This window comes from Sphingomonas sp., from assembly GCF_048594985.1.
In the GTDB taxonomy this organism is placed as follows: domain Bacteria; phylum Pseudomonadota; class Alphaproteobacteria; order Sphingomonadales; family Sphingomonadaceae; genus Sphingomonas_I.
The window spans coordinates 1-16,401 of record NZ_JBMDXG010000036.1; the positions used below are offsets into that span (position 1 = coordinate 1).

A 16,401-nucleotide genomic window follows, 5' to 3' on the forward strand; every position below is an offset into this window, starting at 1 on the left:
CGTGGCAAGGCGCGCGGCGTCGGGCTGATCCGCTTGTCGGGCCGGATCGCCTTCTTCTTTCAAGTCGGAGTTTCTACCCGTGGTGAAACCTGAATGGGGCACCAAGCGCACCTGTCCCAAGTGCGGTACCCGCTTTTACGATCTGGGCAGCGACGATCCCGTGACGTGCGTCGAGTGCGGCACGCATTTCGAGCCTGAGACGATCCTGAAGTCGAAGCAGCCGCTGCCGTTCGATTCGCCCAAGCCCAGCGCCGAGAAGGAGCCGCGTGGCGACGACGATCTGGCCGAGGATCTGGACGTCGACGAGGATGAGGAGCCGAGCGCGGACGACGATGTCGATCTGGGCGGTGACGACGATATCGGTGTCGATACCGGCGAAAAGGAAGAAGACCACTAAGTTTGAAAAGCGGGTTCAGACCCGCTTGTCAGGGTGCCGCGCCTGCTCTAAGGCGCGGCCCTCACACGCCGCCGGCGCTTCCCAGCCCGGCGAAGGCGCGGGGCCGTAGCTCAGCTGGGAGAGCGTCGCAATGGCATTGCGAAGGTCAGGGGTTCGATCCCCCTCGGCTCCACCAACCCTTACGCGGTTGTTTCCGCAAACTTCGCGAATGACTTGGCGGGCGGCGGTAACGGCGCTCGCTTCATCGCGTGTGATCGCAGCGCGGGTGGCCGGTCAGCCTGATAGCGATCGCATGGGCGAGGCGCATGAACGCGTTTGTAGGGCTGCTCGGGGCTGGATGTCGGGGGTACGGCAGCGCCCGGTGATCGGTGCACGCTTTGCGAGATGCCTCGGCAGGCAATCAATCCGCGCCATCGGAGGTGACGCCATCATTCCAAAGTTCCCCAACCAAAACATCGTCTTTGAAGGGGTCGCGGGCCACGCCCGATGAAGATGAGCACTATACCTACGCTGTAGCGCTACGATAGCATTGGAGGCTTCCCGTACGACGGCAGCTTTCGACTCATCATCCGCCGTCTGCCAGATCGGCCCAACACGCTGAAACGGCCCTTCATGCTATGCGGAGAGGGCCAGTCTAGTCCCGATCTGGTGTGCCGAGCGGGAAGTAGTGACGAAAGCACCGGGCCTCATCCACCGCGCGCGCGAACGACGGCCGCTTGAGCAGTCGAGCCCGATAGGCATTAAGATGCTCGTATCGTTCGGGGATGCGGTGCGTCCAGTCTGCATAGAACAGCGAGGGCGCAGCAGCGCAGTCAGCAAGCGTGAAGGTTTCGCCCACTGCCCAGGTGCGACCGTTCATCCGCTGGTCGAGCCAGGCGTAACCGGTATCCAGCATCTTGCGCGCTTCTTCCACGCCGTGGGGGTCGCGAGCTTCGGGCGGACGCAGGGCATCGAACACGAACTTGCCTTGCGGCGTCATAACGTAGTTGTCGAAGAAGCGGTCGAGCATCCGAACCTCGACGGCCTCGTCCGGGTGGTCGGGGATCAGCCTGACCGATCCTGGATGCCGGACGTTCAGATGTTCGATGATGATCGAAGCTTCCAGGATCACGCGGCCGTCGTCGCGCAGGATCGGGAACTTTCCTATCGGCCACAGCGATGCAAGCTCCTCGCCGACGCCGGCATCCTCCATCATGCGGTAGGTGAACGGAATGTCGTTCTCGTAAAAGGCGATTAGCGCCTTCTGGCAGTAGGAGGAGAACGGGTGGGCGAAGAGTTCGAGCGTCATGCGAGTGCACCCGTTTCCCGGCCTTCAAGGATGGCGACCAAATTGTCGACGTGCCAGGTCGTGCCATGCTCGCGCCCCTGCACGGCCTCGATGCCCCCGGAGAAGTAGGAACCCTGCTCCGTGTGGATCAGTCTCGTCCCATTACCCTCGGCTCTAAGCTCGATCGTCTGTAGGGAGACGGACAACTTCTCGCCGCCGTGGAGCAGATCATAGACGAGCACGAGCCGCTCGTTCTCGACGATGTCGTGGTAGGTGGCTTGGAAGTCGGTCACCAGTCCGCTCGGCCAACGCGCATGGAAACGCTCCTTACCGCCGACACGAAAGTCGAAGTCGCGGGCGAGTATCTTGGCATCGGAAGGCGTCTTGAACCACGCAGCCTTGGCCTCCAGGCTCGTATAGGCCGCAAAGACCCGATTGGGTGCGGCGCTCAATCGTCGTTCGATGACGAAGGTCGCGTGTGTAACGGTCATTCATCCTTCTCCGGTCGGTAGCGTTTGGGTCAGATATGCTTCCAGTTGGTCGTACCGCTGTTCCCAGAACCCCTTGTGGTCGGTGATCCAGCGTTCGACCCGCGCCATCGCCTCGGCATCCAGCGCACATGTCCGGACGCGACCCTCCTTGCCGCTTCTGACAAGCCCTGCCTCCTCCAACACTTTCAAATGCTGGGTGACGGCGGAGAGGGTCATCGGCAACGGCTTGGCAAGTTCGCTGACGGAGGCCGGGCCGCGGCTCAGCCGTTCGATCATCGCACGACGGCTAGGATCGGAAAGCGCGTGGAACGCCCTATCAAGCGGCTGCGACTCATACTGTAGCATTTGCTTAAGTGTCCGCAGATGGCGATCGGTGTCAATCCCGATGACTCAGGTCAGGGGCGGATTTAACCCGTTGCCATTGTTTCGCGGGGGGGGGCAGTTCGCGACGTAGCTAGCGGCAGCTACCGACGCGGAGCGCCCGATTGCGGCCCGACAGAAAAACCTTCGATAGCCGCCTTCACGAACTGGGCAGCGTAGCCGCGGCGGCTTAGATGTCGGAGGCGGCGGCGAATGGCGGTGTGGCGGAGAGGGTGGGATTCGAACCCACGGTACCCGTAAAGGCACAACGGTTTTCGAGACCGTCCCAATCGACCACTCTGGCACCTCTCCGCACGGGATGTTCCGGGTCGACGGAGCGGGCCCGTTAGCGGATGGAGGACGGCTTGCCAAGCGATGCTTGCAGCTTGCCTCCGGCGCACTAGATTATCCTTATGTTTCCATCCCGCGTTTCGTTCGCCACCGGCTCCGATCGACTGTCCCCGATGCCTTCCGTCGCGCATGCCCGCTTCGCGATCGGGGATGTGGTGTCGCACCGCCTGTTCGGCTTTCGCGGCGTCATCTTCGACATCGATCCGGTGTTCGCCAATAGCGAGGAATGGTATGCGGCGATCCCGGAGGATATCCGCCCCAGGCGCGACCAGCCCTTCTACCATCTGCTCGCGGAGAATGCCGAAGGCAGCTACATCGCATATTGCAGTCAGCAGAACCTGGACCGCGATGAGAGCGAGGAGCCGGTTGATCATCCCGCCATTTCCGGGCTGTTCGAGCCGTTCCGCGACGGCCGCTATACATTGAAGGCGCTCCACCGCCATTGACGATCCCCGATGCGGCGGACCGAGTCGCCGCCATGCCCACGCCCCCTTTCCCTATGCCCCAAAGCCTTTTAGGTTGGGACAAAGGGAGAAAGCTCGATGCGAGCACGGTGGGTGAAATGGGGCGTGTGCGCCGTGGCGGGCGCATCGGCATTGGGGCTTTGCGCGCCGGGGCAGGCCTTCCTGTTCTGGAACAAGCAGGCGGTTAGCACGCAGCCGGCGCAAGGCGGCGAGGCCGGCATCACGCTGCCGATGCAAGGCGCCACGGCCAAGGAGCAGATGGCCAACCTCATCTGGACGATGCGCGCCGGGCTTAACGTCGCGGCGCTGCAATGCCAGTTCGCGCCGTCGCTGCGCACGGTGACGTTGTATAACAATATGCTGCGGCAGCATTCCGCCGAGCTTCAGAACACCTATGCGACGCTCCAGGGCTATTTCAAGCGTGTGAGCGGCAAGCGCTGGGCCAGCGACATGGACCAATATACCACGCGGACCTATAACAGCTTTTCGACGCTCCATGCGCAGTTGAGCTTCTGCGAGACGGCGGCCTCGATCGGCCGTGAGACGCTCGATCGGCCGCGCGGCGAGTTGGGTGTCATCGCAACCGCGCGGATGCGCGATTTCCGCGGCAGTCTGGTCCCGCGCGGCGACCAGTTCTATGCGATCAACGCGTCGGGGATGCAGGTGACGGGGCCACGTGATCTCGACGTCTGCTACGACAAGCGCGGACGGCCGATGAAGAAATGCTCGTGAGATGAAGAAATGCTCGTGAGGAGCACCGGCCGCTTTCTAAGCTAGGCCTGGGCGCTCACATTCGTGGGCGCGAAGGCGTTTGCGGCCATCATGCGCCCATCTCGCCGAACAGATGTGTTTGCGGGTCGGTCGAGGCCAGCGACCATCCTTGCGAGGACGTCCTGACGGCTCACGCCGCCAGTTCGTACAGCTCCATCTCGCCCGCCAGATAGAGGTTGCGGGCTTTCGACCGGCTGAGCTTGCCCGAGCTGGTGCGCGGCAGCGTCTTGGGCGGTACGAGCTCGACCACACAGTTCATGCCGGTGATCGAGCGTACCTTCTCCCGGATGTCGTCGCGGAGGCGCGCGCGCTCCTGCGGATCGGTGGTGCGGCACTGGACGAGCACGGCCGGCGTCTCCTCGCCGCCCGGGGTGGTGATCGCAAAGGCGGCGATGTCGCCCGCCTTGAAGCCCGGCAGCTGCTCCACGGCCCACTCAATGTCCTGCGGCCAGTGGTTCTTGCCGTTGATGATGATCATGTCCTTGGCGCGGCCGACGATGTAGATGTAGCCGCCCGACATGTACCCCATGTCGCCGGTATCCAGCCAGCCGTCGACTAGGCAGGCGTCGGTCGCCTCCTGATCGCGGAAATAACCGACCATCACCGACGGACCCCGGCACCAGACCTTGCCGATCGCACGGTCGGGAAGCGCGTTGCCATCCTCGTCGCGGATCTGGATCTCCATTTCGCGCGCGGGCATGCCGCAATTGACCACCGCGCGGTAACGCTGCGGCCGTCCGACCGCCGCCGCCGATCCGCCGCCGGACAATTCGGGTTCCTCGACCAGCTCGACCCCGATGCCCTCGCCCGGGGGCATGATCGATACCGCCAGCGTCGCTTCGGCCAGCCCGTAAGAGGGCAGGAAGGCGCGGGCATCGAAACCGGCATCGGCGAAGGCGTCGACGAATGCCTGCATCACGTCCGGCCGGATCATGTCCGCCCCGTTGCCCGCCACCCGCCAGCGGCTGAGATCGAAGCGGTCCGACGCCTTGGTCTGGCTCGACATGCGCCGCGCGCAGATGTCGTAGCCGAAGGTCGGCGAATAAGAGAGGCTGGTGCCCGGGTTGCGGCTGATCAGATCGAGCCAGGCAAGCGGGCGCCGCGCGAAATCCTCGGTCTTCAGATAGTCGGTCGAGACCTGGTTCGCGACGGGCGAGAGCAGGCAGCCGACCAGGCCCATGTCGTGATACCAGGGAAGCCAGGAGATGCAGCGGTCGCCGTCCTGCACCTTCATGCCGATAGAATGGGCGGCGAGGTTCGACATCAGCGCGCGGTGCGTGATCGCGACCCCATGGGGGAAGCGCGTCGATCCGCTGGAATATTGCAGATAGGCGATCGTATCCGCCTCGGGCGTGGGAAGGGGGAATGTCCCAACCGCTTCCTCGCTCAGGCTTTCGTAGCTCGCGGCGGGGACGCGGCGCGCGCGGGCGGCTGCCTCGGCCATCGCCTCAAGCTCGCGCGGGTAGAGCAGCAGGATGGGATCAGAGCTCGCGAGCTGGACGGCGAGCTGGTCGATATACGCCTCGCGCCCGCCGAAGCTGGTCGGCAGGGGCAGCGGGACCGGCCAGATTCCGGCATAGATCGCGCCAAAGAAGGCGGCGGCGAAATCGGTGCCGGTTTCCGCCAACAGTGCGATGCGCGCGCCCGGCGCGATCCCGCGCGCGATCAGGCGCTGGGCCATGTCCAGTGCGTCGCGGCGCAGTTCCGCGAAGGTGTAAGGCCGCACGAGCGTGCCGCGCGGATCGTGGAAATTTAGTCCGCGCTCGCCCTGCGCCGCATAATCGAGCGCCTCGCACAAGGTCGCGAAGTCGGCATAGCGGCGCGGCAGCGCGTCGTCGCTCGGGGTCGGCGCCATCATGTCCCGCACAGGCGTCGTCAGCACGTTCGCAATATCTCCTCTCCGCAATGAACCGGCGGATCGTCTCTTGTAGCCTAAACGCAGCCCAACGTTCAAATTCCGACCCGACTATGGCACAAACGTGGCGGATGGCGCGCTCCGACACCAATTCTTCGCCCCGCAAGCCACGCTTGCTCGATCAGGCGCTGCTTGAGGCGCTCGCGCTGCGTTACGTGGCCCGATATGCAACGACGCGCGCCAAACTGCGCGCTTATCTGCTCCGCAAGGTCGAGGAACGCGGCTGGTCGGAACAAAAACCGCCGGATGTGAACGAGATAGTCGACCGGCATGTCGCGCTTGGTTATGTGGACGATGCCGGATTCGCCGCCGCTCGGGTGCGCGCGTTCGCTCGCCGGGGTTATGGCGAGCTGCGGATCGCGGCAATGTTGCGTTCAGCGGGTATCGAAAATGTCGATGCGGCGACGGCTCTCGCCGTGGCGCACGAGGGGGCGTATGAGGCGGCATTGCACTATGCGCGGCGCCGACGGATCGGCCCATTCGCGCGATCCCCGGGCGGGCCGGAGCAAAGGCGGTGCGACTATGCGGCGATGATGCGGGCCGGGCACGGTCCGGGTGTCATCAAACGAGTATTGGAATGTGATCCCCACGTTCTCGATTTGGACAACTGAACATTAACGTCGCTTTTGTTAGATTTCGCTTTAAGAATCTTGCGGAAATGATAAGTTAGCGGCTTCGCTTTCAAGGTGCGATAATGATGAAGAATGCCGATGCGGCGATGCTTGGTGGAGACAATAGCATCGAAGGTGAGGCGTTCGTGACGAATCTTGGATCGAACGGTGATAAGGAACAGGCCCGGATCGTTTCCGGCTCGGTCAAATGGTTCGACGCCACGCGCGGCTTCGGGTTCATTGTCGGAGACGATGGGGAGGGGGATATCCTTCTCCATTTCTCGATCCTGCGTGATCACGCGCGTCGGACATTGCCCGAAGGCACCCGGGTCACCTGTGAAGTCATACATCGGGACCGCGGTCTGCAGGCGAGCCGGGTTCTTACCTTCGATCTGTCCACTGCCACGGGGCCCGACGCCGACCTGATCGCCAAACGCAACGCCGACCGCGTCGATCCGCTGGGGCTGGCGGAGGAGGCTGGGCCGTTCGAGCCGGTCCGCGTCAAATGGTTCAATCAGCTCAAAGGCTATGGCTTCGTCGTGCGCGAGGCTGGCGGCGCCGATATCTTCGTGCATATGGAAACCATGCGCCGCGCCGGAATCACTGTGCTGGAACCGGACCAGCCGCTCCGCGCGCGGATCGCCGAGGGGCGCAAGGGCCCGTTGGTCGTGATGGTCGAGGATATCGCTTGAGAGCTTTTTTCGCAGCGGCCCTGCTGACGCTGGCCGCCCCGCCGTTTGCCGTGTCGGCCGAGCCGATGGGGCGCGCGCAGAGCCTGGCGAGCCAGCCGCTCGCCATCCGTTCCGGCGGCACCGTCCATCGTTTCCACGTAGAGGTCGCGCGCACCGCGCAGGAGCAGACGACCGGATTGATGTTCCGCCGCGCGCTTGCCGGCGATCGTGGCATGATCTTCCCGATGCAGCCGCCGCGCTTCGCCAGCTTCTGGATGAAGAACACGCTGATCCCGCTCGACCTGCTTTTCCTGCGCGACGGCGGCACGATCTCCTCGATCGCCCCCATGGCGACCCCGCTCTCGCTCGCGCCGATCGACTCGATCGAGCCGGTGGTCGCGGTGCTGGAGTTGAAGGGCGGAGAGGCGGCGCGACGCGGGATCAAGCCGGGCGATGTCGTGACGTGGCAGGCTTCGCCGTTGCGCGAGCGGCCTGATAAGGGCTAAGCGCCGCTTCATGTCCGTGCTCGCTCGCATCTTCACCTGGTGGAACGGTGCCACCTTCGGCACCGCGCTCTTTTCCCGTCGTCATGGCCGCGAGGTCGGGCGGGACGAGCTGGGCAACATCTATCTCGAATCGAAGAAGCCGGTCGGCGGACAAAATCGCCGCTGGGTGATCTATAGCGGATCGAACGATGCCAGCCGGGTTCCACCGGCATGGTTCGGCTGGCTGCACCATCAGACTGATATCGTACCCGCCGATCTTCCGGCACCGCGTCCCTGGGTCAAGGAGCCCGCGCCCAACCTGACCGGGACCGGGCATGCCTATCGGCCGCAGGGTGCGCTGGAGCGGGGCGGCGATCGTGCCGCCGCGACCGGCGATTACGAGGCATGGAGTCCCAACTGATGCGATCGCTGTTGCGCGAGAATGTGGGCGAGGCGATCGTCGGCGTGGCGGTGGTGCTGCTGGCCGTGTGGTTCGTCGTCTTCGCGTGGGGACGCACCGGCGGCGGGCGCAAGGCCGGCGCGATCGAGATCGCGGCGATCTTTCCCAATGCGTCGGGCGTGAATGTCGGCACCGACGTGCGCGTGGCGGGCCTCAAGGTCGGTAGCGTTTCGGCGCTGTCGCTCGATCCGCAGACCTATCAGGTGAAGGTCGCGATGGCGCTCGACCCGAATGTGAAGCTTCCGGCGGACAGCAGCGCCTCGGTCACGTCGGAAGGTCTGCTCGGCTCGACCTTCGTCGCGTTCACGCCGGGGGGCAGCCCGACCATGTTGCGGAGCGGGGATACGATCACCGATACGCAAGGCTCGATGGATCTGATGGCGCTGATCGGCCAGTTCATCAACCGTCCGTCAAGCAGCGGTTCGTCCGGCGAGGCGGCAGGCGAGCCGGCCACGTCCGGCCGATGAACGTCGCCCGCGCGGGCGCTCTGGCGGTCGGACTGGCCGCACTGGGCGCGATCGCCTGGAGCGCGGGCTCGCAAAGCCAGGGCCAAAGCCCCGACGCAGGCGCCGAACTTACGCCCGACGCGACGCTCGCCAACATCGCCGATGCGCCGCCGGTTGCGACCCGCGCCGCGCCAGCGCCCGCCCGCCCGCTCACGACCGCGACCCCGATGCGGGAGCGTGTGGCCGTCCTGGGCGTGCTCAACAAGCGCAACGGCATGGCACGCGAGGTCTCGCTCCACCCGGGCGAGGCAGCCCGCTTCGGCGACCTGGTGGTGCGGCTGCGCGCCTGCGAGACGACCGCCGATTGGGAGAGCGAACAACTCACCGGCGCCTTCGTTCAGGCTGACAAGAGGAGGCCGGACGGGACCTGGCACCGGATTTTCTCGGGCTGGCTGTACAAGGAAACGCCCTCACTGAACGTGGTCGAGGATCCGCTTTACGACGTTTGGCCCAAGAGCTGCACGATGCGGCATCCCGAAATGGGGCCGGGCACGGTCGCAGCGTCTAGCCCAGCACCCCGTTCGAGCGCGAAGAAGTCAGCCGAAACGGCGCCGGCGGCCCCGTCCGAACCGAGCCCCAGCGCCGCGTCCAGCAACGCGACATAATCCTCGCGCGCCACCTCGATCGTGCCGAGCGAGGCGAGGTGATCGGTCTGGAATTGGCAGTCGAGCAACCCGAATCCTCCCGCCTTCAGCCGCGCGACCAGATGCGCCAGCGCAACCTTCGACGCATCGCGCGCCCGGCTGAACATGCTCTCGCCGAAGAAGGCGCCGCCCAGGCGCACGCCGTAAAGCCCGCCGACCAGTTCGCCGTCGCGCCAGCTTTCGACCGAGTGGGCGTAACCGCGCTGGTGGAGCGCCGCATAAGCGGTCTCGATTGAGGGATTGATCCAGGTATCGGGTCGCTCGCCGGTTTCCTCCGCGCAGGCGGCGACGACGCGTTCGAATGCCCTGTCCACCGTGACGCGATATTTATCGGACCGGATCGTCTTGGCGAGCGAGCGCGAGAGGTGGAAGCCGTCGAGCGGCAGGATGCCGCGCTTCTTCGGTTCGACCCAGAAGACGTCGGCCGCATCGCGTGTGCTGGCCATCGGGAACACGCCCACCGAATATGCACGCAGCAGCAGGTCCGGATCGAGCGCCGTCATGCGCGGCAGGCTACCCCCGATCGGCGGCGCGTGCAAAGGAGGAGCCGCCGGTGCGGCAGGTCAGCACGCGTCGCGCGCGCCTATCGGCAGGGAAAGTCGCATGCGTGTCCCCGGACACGCGGGTTCGATCTCCATGCGCGCCGCCAGGTTCGCCGCGAGCGTCCGCGCGACCTTGAGGCCCAGGCTTTGCGAGGTGGCGGCGTCGAACCCCTCGGGCAGGCCGGCGCCGTCGTCGCGGACGATCAGCTCGATCCTCTCAGCGTGATGGGTCACTTCGATCTGGATATGCCCCTGGTCGCGTTCCGCAAAGCCATGCTCGATCGCGTTGGCGACCGCTTCCGCCATGATGAGTGCGACGGGAATGGCAGCATTGGGCGGGAGCATGATGCCCGGCTCAGTCTGGATCGCCCAGGTCACGCCGGGCCTGCCGGTCGCGGTCACCAGATCGCGCGTCAGTTCGGGCAGAAGGTGATCGAGCGGCATCTGCTCGCCGCGCAGGCCGTAAAGCTGGCGCTGGATGCGCCCGATCAGTTGAAGCTTCGCCGCAGCTTCGTCCAACGCCCGGCGCGCAGTGGGATCGCTGACGCCCCGCCGCTGCAGCGACAGGACCGCGCCCGCCATCTGCAGATTGTTCGAAACGCGGTGCTGAAGCTCATGGAACAGCAATTCGGCATGCTCCGCCAGCCGCCCCCGCTCCTCGGCCAGGTCGCGGCTGCGCTCGCGCTCGACCCGGACTCGTTCGTTCGCGCGCTGCATCCAGTGGATCAGGGTGATGTCGACCGCCACCACCCCCACGTAGAACGTGAGCGCCAGAGCGGTGCCCCATACGAGCGTGAAGCTGTGGAACGGCGGTGTGAAGAAATACCAGGCCAGCAGGCCGCATGTGATCGCCGCCGCGATGCCTGGACCCCGACCGAACAGGAAGGAGGACAGGATGACGGCGGGAAAGAAGGTGAGAAACGGGAATCCCGGCGGGAAGACCGGGTCGAGGATCGTTCGAAGCCACCAGGCTACGGCCGACATTGCGAGCGCAAGGCCATAGGCGAGCGGACGCCGGTCCACCAGCAGCGGCAACCGCTCCAACCGCGCCCCCCTGTTCATGTTCGCTCGTTACCCCATTCGCGACACGGCCCGCGCGGAACCCGGCCTAACACCATGTCGGCTTTCTGTCTTTGATCTGGCGCAGCGCGCGAAGTCCATCCCGATCCACGCTGGCCGCCGACAAGGAGCGCTGCTAGCGCGCGGTCATGGAACGGGAGATCATCGCGGTCGTGGCACGCGCCGATAACGGAGTGATCGGGCGCAATGGTGCGCTACCATGGCATATCCCGGCCGACCTGCGCCATTTCAAGCGTGTCACCGCCGGCCTGCCGATGATCATGGGACGACGCACCTTCGAAAGCCTGCCGGGCCTGCTGCCCGGTCGACGTCACATCGTCCTGACGCGCGACGTGATGTGGAGCGCGCCGGGCGCCGAGGTGGCGCATGACGTCGAAAGCGCGCTGGCGCTTGCGGGCGGAACCGTCGCGGTGATCGGCGGCGCGGAGGTCTTCGCGCTCTTAGCCGACCACCTGACCCGGATCGAGCTGACCGAGGTTCATGCCAGCCCCGAGGGTGATACCGTCCTACCCCCGCTCGGCTCCAATTGGCGAGAGACGGCCCGGATCGAACATCCCGCCGAGGATGGTCGTCCCGCGCTCGGCTTCGTCACATTCGTCCGTGACTAGCGCGGCCCGCTGCCGCCTCCTATAGCCGCCTTCGACATGAGGATCATCGCGGGCGACCGGCCGCTGCCAGACGATCTGCGCGGTGCGGTGATGGCGCTTGGTAATTTCGACGGCTTTCACCGCGGCCACCAGGCGGTGGTGGCGCGGGCCGTCGCGCGCGCGCGCGCGATCGGGCGGCCCGCGATCGTCGCCACGTTCGATCCGCATCCCGCGCGTCACTTCCGGCCGGATGTTCCGCATTTCCGGCTGACCACGCTCGCCCAGCGTGCGCGCCTGTTCGCTCAGGCCGGGGCGGACGCGACGCTCGTGCTGCGCTTCGGCGCCGATCTCGCGGCCTTGTCGCCCGCTCAGTTCGTGCATGACGAACTGGTCGGGCGTTACGGCGCGGTCGGCGTCGTCACGGGCGAGGATTTCACGTTCGGGCAGGGCCGCGCCGGAACGGCGGCCCTGCTCGCTGCGCTGGGGTGGGAACGCGGGTTGGAGGCCGAGGCTGTCGCGCCCGTCTCCGACGCGGGAGGCGTGATCTCGTCTAGCCGCATCCGCGCGGCGCTATCGGCGGGCGATTGCGCGACCGCGACGCGCCTGCTTACCCGCCCCTTCGCGATCGAGGGCGAGGTGGTGCACGGCGACAAGCGCGGCCGCGAGCTGGGCTATCCCACCGCCAATCTGGAGCTCGGCGATTATCTTCGCCCGCGCTACGGCATCTATGCGGTGCGCGCCCGGCTGGCGGACAGCCGCGCGGTGGATGGGGTTGCCAATCTCGGCATCCGGCCGAGCTTCGATCCGCCCAGGGAGCTGCTCGAACCCTATTTCTTCGACTTTTCCGGTGACCTGTATGGCCAGACGATCGAGGTCGCATTGGTAGCTTTTCTCCGTCCGGAAGCGCGGTTCGACAGTCTCGACGCGCTCGTCGCGCAGATGGACGAGGACAGCCGCGCGGCGCGCACGGTGCTTGCCGCGACGCCCGACGATACCGCCCGGCTTCCCTAGGTCGGCCTAGGCCTCAGGCATGGCGCGGGCCTCGGTCGGCTCGCGCCCGCGCACCCGTTCGCGATAGGCGGTGTACAGGCCGCTGCCGCAGATAAGCGCCGCGCCGGCGAGCATCAGCGCGGTCGGCGGCGCGTCGAACGCCAGCCAGCCGACCAGCGTGGCCCAGATGATCTGGAGATAGTCGAACGGTACGACCACCGAGACCGGCGCGAAGCGGAGCGATGCCGTCATCGCGATCTGTGCCGCCCCGCCGAGCAGCCCGGCCCCCGCGAGCATCGCCATCACCGACGGATCGTGCCAGCGACCGAACAGCGGGAGCAACGCCGCGCCAGCGATCGTCGTGAAGACCGTGAACCAGAAGACGATCGCAGCGACATTCTCCGTCCGGCTGATCTGGCGGACCGTGATCATCACCGCCGACTGACCGATAGCGGCGGCGAGACCGACGGCGACGCCGACCAGCGGCACCGCATGCCCCCCGGGCTGTGCCACCAGCGCAACCCCGACGAAGCCGACCGCGACCGCCGCCCAGCGGCGCGGCCCGATCATCTCACCCAGCAACAGCCCCGACAGGATCGTCGCGACCAGCGGAGCGGCATAGGTCAGCGTGGTCGCCTCGCCGAGCGGCAGCAATGCCAGCGCCCCGAACGTCAGCAGCATCGAGACCAGGCCGATGCCCGAACGGGTCAGGTGGGCCAGGGGCTTCCGCGTGCGGATCGAAGACCATCCCGGTCCCAGCGCGACCCACGCCACCACCACGATCAGCGCCCAGCCGTTGCGGTAGAAGATCATTTCCGGCGTCGCCACGCCGCGCTCGCTCGCGGCCTTGAGCAGGGCAGCCATGCCGGCGAAGGCGGTGGCGGACGCGCCGCGCAACAGGATGCCGTAGAGACGGCGTTCCGGGGGCGGGGCGGGCGGCATGGCGGCGCGGCTACCGCAATGTGCCGGCCGTGCCGAGTCCGAAATCCTTTCCCTGTCTCAAATGGATGATGTCGGTTCGCCGCGTGCTACAGGTCGACGCCCGCCGCAATCGCCTCCAGCTTGCGGACCCTCTCCTTCAGGTCGGCTAGTTCGATCCGGGCCATCGGGCTGGCGGCTGCATTACCCTCGACGGGTCCGCGTCCCTCGATTGACAGGCGCTGCAGCGCGATCCACTCGCGCCAGCCCTTCAGCATGGCGAAGGTCACGACCACCAGCCCGGCAAACCCGGCCGCGGTCAGCTCCGCCCAAACCATCGGATTGGTCATTACCGTGCCTCCTTCTCGACGCGGAGCGCTTCGATCTCGCGCTCCAGGGCGATGCTGCGATTGCGGTCGCCATCGGTGACGATCCGTTCAAGCACCGCGATCCGATCCTTCAGGTCCTGCACCTCTCCGCGTAGGCGCTGCGCGTCGGCCTGCTCGCGTGGCGATCCGACATAGATGTCCTCGCCCTTGTGGCGGACCACGCCGTAACGCGCCTTGAGCACGCTGGAGATGCCGACGATCGCAACGATGAGCACGACCATCTCGAACGGGTTCATGTGCATGCACTCCCTGCTGTGCTGTTCTGTCAGTTGATCGGGCGGTCGCGCAGTCGTTCGATCTCGTCGCCGAGCGCGGTCGACCGGTCGGTCAGGATGCGTTCGAGCACCGCGACGCGCTGCTCCAGCCGTTCGGTCTTGGCGGCATATTGGGCCGCGCGCTCGGCGGTCTGCTCGGTCAGCGCCACCGCCATCGCCTCCTTGTGATCGAGCCATCGCTCGAAGATCTTGCTGCCGATGCCCAGGATGACGGGCAGGCCGACGACGATCATGAAGAAGCCGAGAATGAAGAAGGGGTTCATCGTAACATCCTTCAGTTGGCCGGCCGGCGCAGCTGCTCGATCTCGTCGGACAGGCGGTTGCCGCGATCAGTCGCGATGCGTTCAAGCACCGAAATCCGCTCCTCGAGCCTGGAGACCTGACCGGACAGGCGCTCATTCTCGTTCGAGAGGAGATCGATCCGCCGGCTGGCGTCGACATCCGTCTTGGTGATGTTGCGTCCCCAATCGTCGCTGATCGAAAAGCCATGGCGCGCGCGGATCCAGTTGTTGATCAGCCATCCGCCGAGCGAGAGCGTGACGATCGCGATGACGAAGATCGGGCCATTGAAATCCATCGTCCGTCTCCCTTCTGTCGACCGCGCCTCAGCGCAGCGCCTCGATCTCGTCGGCCAGGCGGCGATTGTGGCTGGTGACGTGCAGTTCGACGTCGGCCAGGCGGCGGTCGATGTCGCGGAAGCTGGCGCGGACGTCGCGGATCGAGTTTCCGGGGCGTGCGCGGACCTTCTGCCAGAATTTGCGGTCCTCGCGGTCCGTGTAATCGAGCTCGCGCGGCTTCTCGTCGGCGATCAGACCGAGCGCGAGGTAGGCGATGAAGCCGAGGCCGCCGGTGGCGAACACGGTCAGCAGGACCACGCCGACCCGGACCAAGGTTACATCGACCCCGGTATAGTCGGTGATCCCGGCGCAGACGCCCATGAATTTGCCGTTGCGCTTGTCGAGGTAGAAGCTGGTGCGACGCGGTGTCATGCCGTCCGTCCTTTCCTGGTCTCTTCGCCGGCCGCGCTCAATAGCTGCGGCGGCGTGGTTGCGTGTCCCGCTCGGGCGAGCGGTCGAAGTCGAAGCGATCCTCGTCCGGATCCGGCGCGCGCTGGGCGACGCGGGGGCGGAAGTCGGGATTGTCGGCAGCGACGATGCGTTCGATCGTGCTCATCCGGTCGTCGAGCCGGCGGGCAAGCTCGTGCAGTTCGTCGAGCAGGTTCTCGTCCTCGAGGCTCAGCGTCCCGCTCTTCTTCCACTGCGTGATATAGTGGAAGATCAGCCACGGCAGCCCGATGAAGATGGTCGGGATGACGACGATCGGGATGAGGATGTCCTCCATCGCCTCAGCCCTCCTGGCCCGGGGTCGGTCCACCGGCCACGCGCGCCTTCAGCGCGGCGAGCTCGGCATCGACCTTGTCGGCGGAGCGCAGTTCGGCGATCTCCTCCTCCAGGCTCTTCTGCATTCCCATCCCGGCTGCATCGGCGCGCCCCTCGGCCAGATCGACCCGCCGTTCGAGCAGTTCGAAGCGCGAGAATGCGTCTTCGGTTTTCTGCCCGGCATACATTTCACGCAGGCGGGTCCGGTTCTGCGCGCTTTCGAGGCGCGTCGTGACCGAATTCTGGCGCGCGCGGGCCTCGCGCAGCTTGTTCTGCAGCTTGGCGATGTCCGCCTCGCACGCCGCGAGCGCTTCGTCGATCTGCCCGATCTCGTCCTGCAGCTGCTCGGCCAGATCGGCCGCCTTCTGCTTTTCCAGCAGCGCCGCCTTCGCCAGGTCCTCGCGGTTGCGGGACAGGGCAAGCTCGGCCTTCTCCAGCCAGCCCTGCTGGACCTGATCGAGCTTCGCGATCTGGCGACGCATCTCCTTCTGATCGGCGATATGGCGGGCGGCGGACGCGCGAACCTCGACCAGCGTCTCCTCCATTTCGAGGATGATCATGCGGATCATCTTCGCCGGGTCCTCCGCCCGATCGAGCAGATCGGTCATGTTGGCGGCGATGATGTCACGGGTGCGGGAAAAGATCCCCATCTGGTCGTGCTCCTGTTCTACGCGTTCAGCCTTGAACTCAGGCAAGTATGAAAGCCGGGGCGGGGTCAAGGGGTGCCCCGCCCCGGCGACGCCGCGCCCCGGGCGGCGTCCCGGGGGGTGGGAGTGGGTTGGGGGCCGGCGCGCTGGACCTCGCGGCCGGGGCGGGCGCGGCGGGCGACATACTACAGCTCGCGGCCG

General features: G+C 66.1%; 24 protein-coding genes, 2 tRNA genes and 1 pseudogene. 12 read left to right on the forward strand and 15 right to left on the reverse strand.

Features of this window, described 5'->3' with window-relative positions; all coding sequences use genetic code 11:
• Positions 1-79 precede the first annotated feature (79 nt).
• Complete coding sequence (locus ACOJSF_RS01350; protein WP_420140446.1) at positions 80-397, forward strand: TIGR02300 family protein; 318 nt, start codon at positions 80-82, stop codon at positions 395-397.
• Between the two features lie 99 nt (positions 398-496).
• A tRNA-Ala gene (locus ACOJSF_RS01355) sits at positions 497-572 on the forward strand.
• Positions 573-1,031: 459 nt separating this feature from the next.
• On the opposite strand, the gene ACOJSF_RS01360 is transcribed toward ACOJSF_RS01355, so the two are convergent.
• The 4 genes from ACOJSF_RS01360 to ACOJSF_RS01375 form a co-directional block, all read right to left on the reverse strand.
• Positions 1,032-1,685, reverse strand: coding sequence for a glutathione S-transferase family protein (locus ACOJSF_RS01360; protein ID WP_420140447.1), 654 nt, complete (start codon positions 1,683-1,685; stop codon positions 1,032-1,034).
• On the reverse strand, positions 1,682-2,155 hold the full coding sequence (locus ACOJSF_RS01365; RefSeq protein WP_420140448.1) for an SRPBCC family protein: 474 nt from the start codon (positions 2,153-2,155) through the stop codon (positions 1,682-1,684). Before ACOJSF_RS01365 ends, ACOJSF_RS01360 begins: the two co-directional genes overlap by 4 nt.
• A complete protein-coding gene (locus ACOJSF_RS01370; RefSeq protein WP_420140449.1) occupies positions 2,156-2,500 on the reverse strand; it encodes an ArsR/SmtB family transcription factor in 345 nt (114 codons plus the stop codon). It lies immediately after the preceding gene.
• Between the two features lie 237 nt (positions 2,501-2,737).
• Positions 2,738-2,827, reverse strand: a tRNA-Ser gene (locus tag ACOJSF_RS01375).
• 152 nt (positions 2,828-2,979) lie between these two features.
• Here ACOJSF_RS01375 and hspQ point away from each other — a divergent pair.
• Both hspQ and ACOJSF_RS01385 read left to right on the forward strand, forming a co-directional pair.
• Entirely contained in the window at positions 2,980-3,312 is a 333-nt protein-coding gene (gene hspQ / locus ACOJSF_RS01380) for a heat shock protein HspQ (protein ID WP_420140450.1), read from the forward strand.
• A gap of 96 nt (positions 3,313-3,408) precedes the next feature.
• Positions 3,409-4,062 carry a hypothetical protein gene (locus ACOJSF_RS01385; RefSeq protein ID WP_420140451.1) on the forward strand — a complete coding sequence of 218 codons (654 nt, stop codon included), beginning with the start codon at positions 3,409-3,411 and terminating at the stop codon, positions 4,060-4,062.
• 169 nt (positions 4,063-4,231) lie between these two features.
• Here the strand turns inward: ACOJSF_RS01385 and ACOJSF_RS01390 are convergent, their stop codons facing one another.
• Positions 4,232-5,956, reverse strand: coding sequence for a fatty acyl-AMP ligase (locus ACOJSF_RS01390; protein ID WP_420140468.1), 1,725 nt, complete (start codon positions 5,954-5,956; stop codon positions 4,232-4,234).
• A gap of 131 nt (positions 5,957-6,087) precedes the next feature.
• Here ACOJSF_RS01390 and ACOJSF_RS01395 point away from each other — a divergent pair, with 131 nt between their 5' ends.
• The 6 genes and pseudogenes from ACOJSF_RS01395 to ACOJSF_RS01420 all read left to right on the forward strand — a co-directional run.
• Entirely contained in the window at positions 6,088-6,627 is a 540-nt protein-coding gene (locus ACOJSF_RS01395) for a regulatory protein RecX (protein WP_420140452.1), read from the forward strand.
• A gap of 86 nt (positions 6,628-6,713) precedes the next feature.
• Positions 6,714-7,319, forward strand: a complete 606-nt coding sequence (locus ACOJSF_RS01400) for a cold-shock protein (protein ID WP_420140469.1) — start codon at positions 6,714-6,716, stop codon at positions 7,317-7,319.
• Complete coding sequence (locus ACOJSF_RS01405) at positions 7,316-7,804, forward strand: DUF192 domain-containing protein (protein ID WP_420140453.1); 489 nt, start codon at positions 7,316-7,318, stop codon at positions 7,802-7,804. Before ACOJSF_RS01400 ends, ACOJSF_RS01405 begins: the two co-directional genes overlap by 4 nt.
• Positions 7,805-7,814: 10 nt before the next feature.
• Complete coding sequence (locus ACOJSF_RS01410; protein ID WP_420140454.1) at positions 7,815-8,204, forward strand: NADH:ubiquinone oxidoreductase subunit NDUFA12; 390 nt, start codon at positions 7,815-7,817, stop codon at positions 8,202-8,204.
• Positions 8,204-8,710 carry an outer membrane lipid asymmetry maintenance protein MlaD gene (gene mlaD / locus ACOJSF_RS01415; RefSeq protein WP_420140455.1) on the forward strand — a complete coding sequence of 169 codons (507 nt, stop codon included), beginning with the start codon at positions 8,204-8,206 and terminating at the stop codon, positions 8,708-8,710. The genes ACOJSF_RS01410 and mlaD overlap by 1 nt, the downstream gene beginning before the upstream one ends.
• 254 nt (positions 8,711-8,964) lie before the next feature.
• Positions 8,965-9,150 (forward strand): annotated as a pseudogene (locus ACOJSF_RS01420) (DUF2155 domain-containing protein); the annotation flags it as partial.
• Between the two features lie 35 nt (positions 9,151-9,185).
• Here the strand turns inward: ACOJSF_RS01420 and aat are convergent.
• Positions 9,186-9,896 carry a leucyl/phenylalanyl-tRNA--protein transferase gene (gene aat, locus ACOJSF_RS01425; protein WP_420140456.1) on the reverse strand — a complete coding sequence of 237 codons (711 nt, stop codon included), beginning with the start codon at positions 9,894-9,896 and terminating at the stop codon, positions 9,186-9,188.
• Positions 9,897-9,956: 60 nt separating this feature from the next.
• Positions 9,957-10,997 carry a sensor histidine kinase gene (locus ACOJSF_RS01430; RefSeq protein WP_420140457.1) on the reverse strand — a complete coding sequence of 347 codons (1,041 nt, stop codon included), beginning with the start codon at positions 10,995-10,997 and terminating at the stop codon, positions 9,957-9,959.
• A 146-nt stretch (positions 10,998-11,143) separates the two neighbouring features.
• Here ACOJSF_RS01430 and ACOJSF_RS01435 point away from each other — a divergent pair, with 146 nt between their 5' ends.
• Positions 11,144-11,623, forward strand: coding sequence for a dihydrofolate reductase (locus ACOJSF_RS01435; protein ID WP_420140458.1), 480 nt, complete (start codon positions 11,144-11,146; stop codon positions 11,621-11,623).
• 36 nt (positions 11,624-11,659) lie between these two features.
• Positions 11,660-12,613, forward strand: a complete 954-nt coding sequence (locus ACOJSF_RS01440; RefSeq protein WP_420140459.1) for a bifunctional riboflavin kinase/FAD synthetase — start codon at positions 11,660-11,662, stop codon at positions 12,611-12,613.
• A 6-nt stretch (positions 12,614-12,619) separates the two neighbouring features.
• Here ACOJSF_RS01440 and ACOJSF_RS01445 read toward each other — a convergent pair whose 3' ends face one another.
• The 8 genes from ACOJSF_RS01445 to pspA all read right to left on the reverse strand — a co-directional run bounded on the left by ACOJSF_RS01445 (position 12,620) and on the right by pspA (position 16,203).
• A complete protein-coding gene (locus ACOJSF_RS01445; protein ID WP_420140460.1) occupies positions 12,620-13,534 on the reverse strand; it encodes a DMT family transporter in 915 nt (304 codons plus the stop codon).
• Positions 13,535-13,620: 86 nt separating this feature from the next.
• A complete protein-coding gene (locus ACOJSF_RS01450) occupies positions 13,621-13,860 on the reverse strand; it encodes a hypothetical protein (protein ID WP_420140461.1) in 240 nt (79 codons plus the stop codon).
• Positions 13,860-14,135: a hypothetical protein gene (locus tag ACOJSF_RS01455; RefSeq protein ID WP_420140462.1), complete on the reverse strand. Its 276-nt coding sequence runs from the start codon at positions 14,133-14,135 to the stop codon at positions 13,860-13,862. The genes ACOJSF_RS01450 and ACOJSF_RS01455 overlap by 1 nt, the downstream gene beginning before the upstream one ends.
• 29 nt (positions 14,136-14,164) lie before the next feature.
• Positions 14,165-14,437, reverse strand: coding sequence for a hypothetical protein (locus tag ACOJSF_RS01460; RefSeq protein WP_420140463.1), 273 nt, complete (start codon positions 14,435-14,437; stop codon positions 14,165-14,167).
• A gap of 11 nt (positions 14,438-14,448) precedes the next feature.
• Positions 14,449-14,751 (reverse strand): hypothetical protein, encoded by a 303-nt coding sequence (locus ACOJSF_RS01465; protein WP_420140464.1) that lies wholly within the window; start codon positions 14,749-14,751, stop codon positions 14,449-14,451.
• A gap of 28 nt (positions 14,752-14,779) precedes the next feature.
• Positions 14,780-15,163 carry an envelope stress response membrane protein PspC gene (pspC, locus tag ACOJSF_RS01470; RefSeq protein ID WP_420140465.1) on the reverse strand — a complete coding sequence of 128 codons (384 nt, stop codon included), beginning with the start codon at positions 15,161-15,163 and terminating at the stop codon, positions 14,780-14,782.
• Between the two features lie 37 nt (positions 15,164-15,200).
• A complete protein-coding gene (gene pspB, locus ACOJSF_RS01475; protein WP_420140466.1) occupies positions 15,201-15,515 on the reverse strand; it encodes an envelope stress response membrane protein PspB in 315 nt (104 codons plus the stop codon).
• Positions 15,516-15,519: 4 nt separating this feature from the next.
• Complete coding sequence (gene pspA / locus ACOJSF_RS01480; RefSeq protein WP_420140467.1) at positions 15,520-16,203, reverse strand: phage shock protein PspA; 684 nt, start codon at positions 16,201-16,203, stop codon at positions 15,520-15,522.
• Positions 16,204-16,401 lie beyond the last annotated feature (198 nt).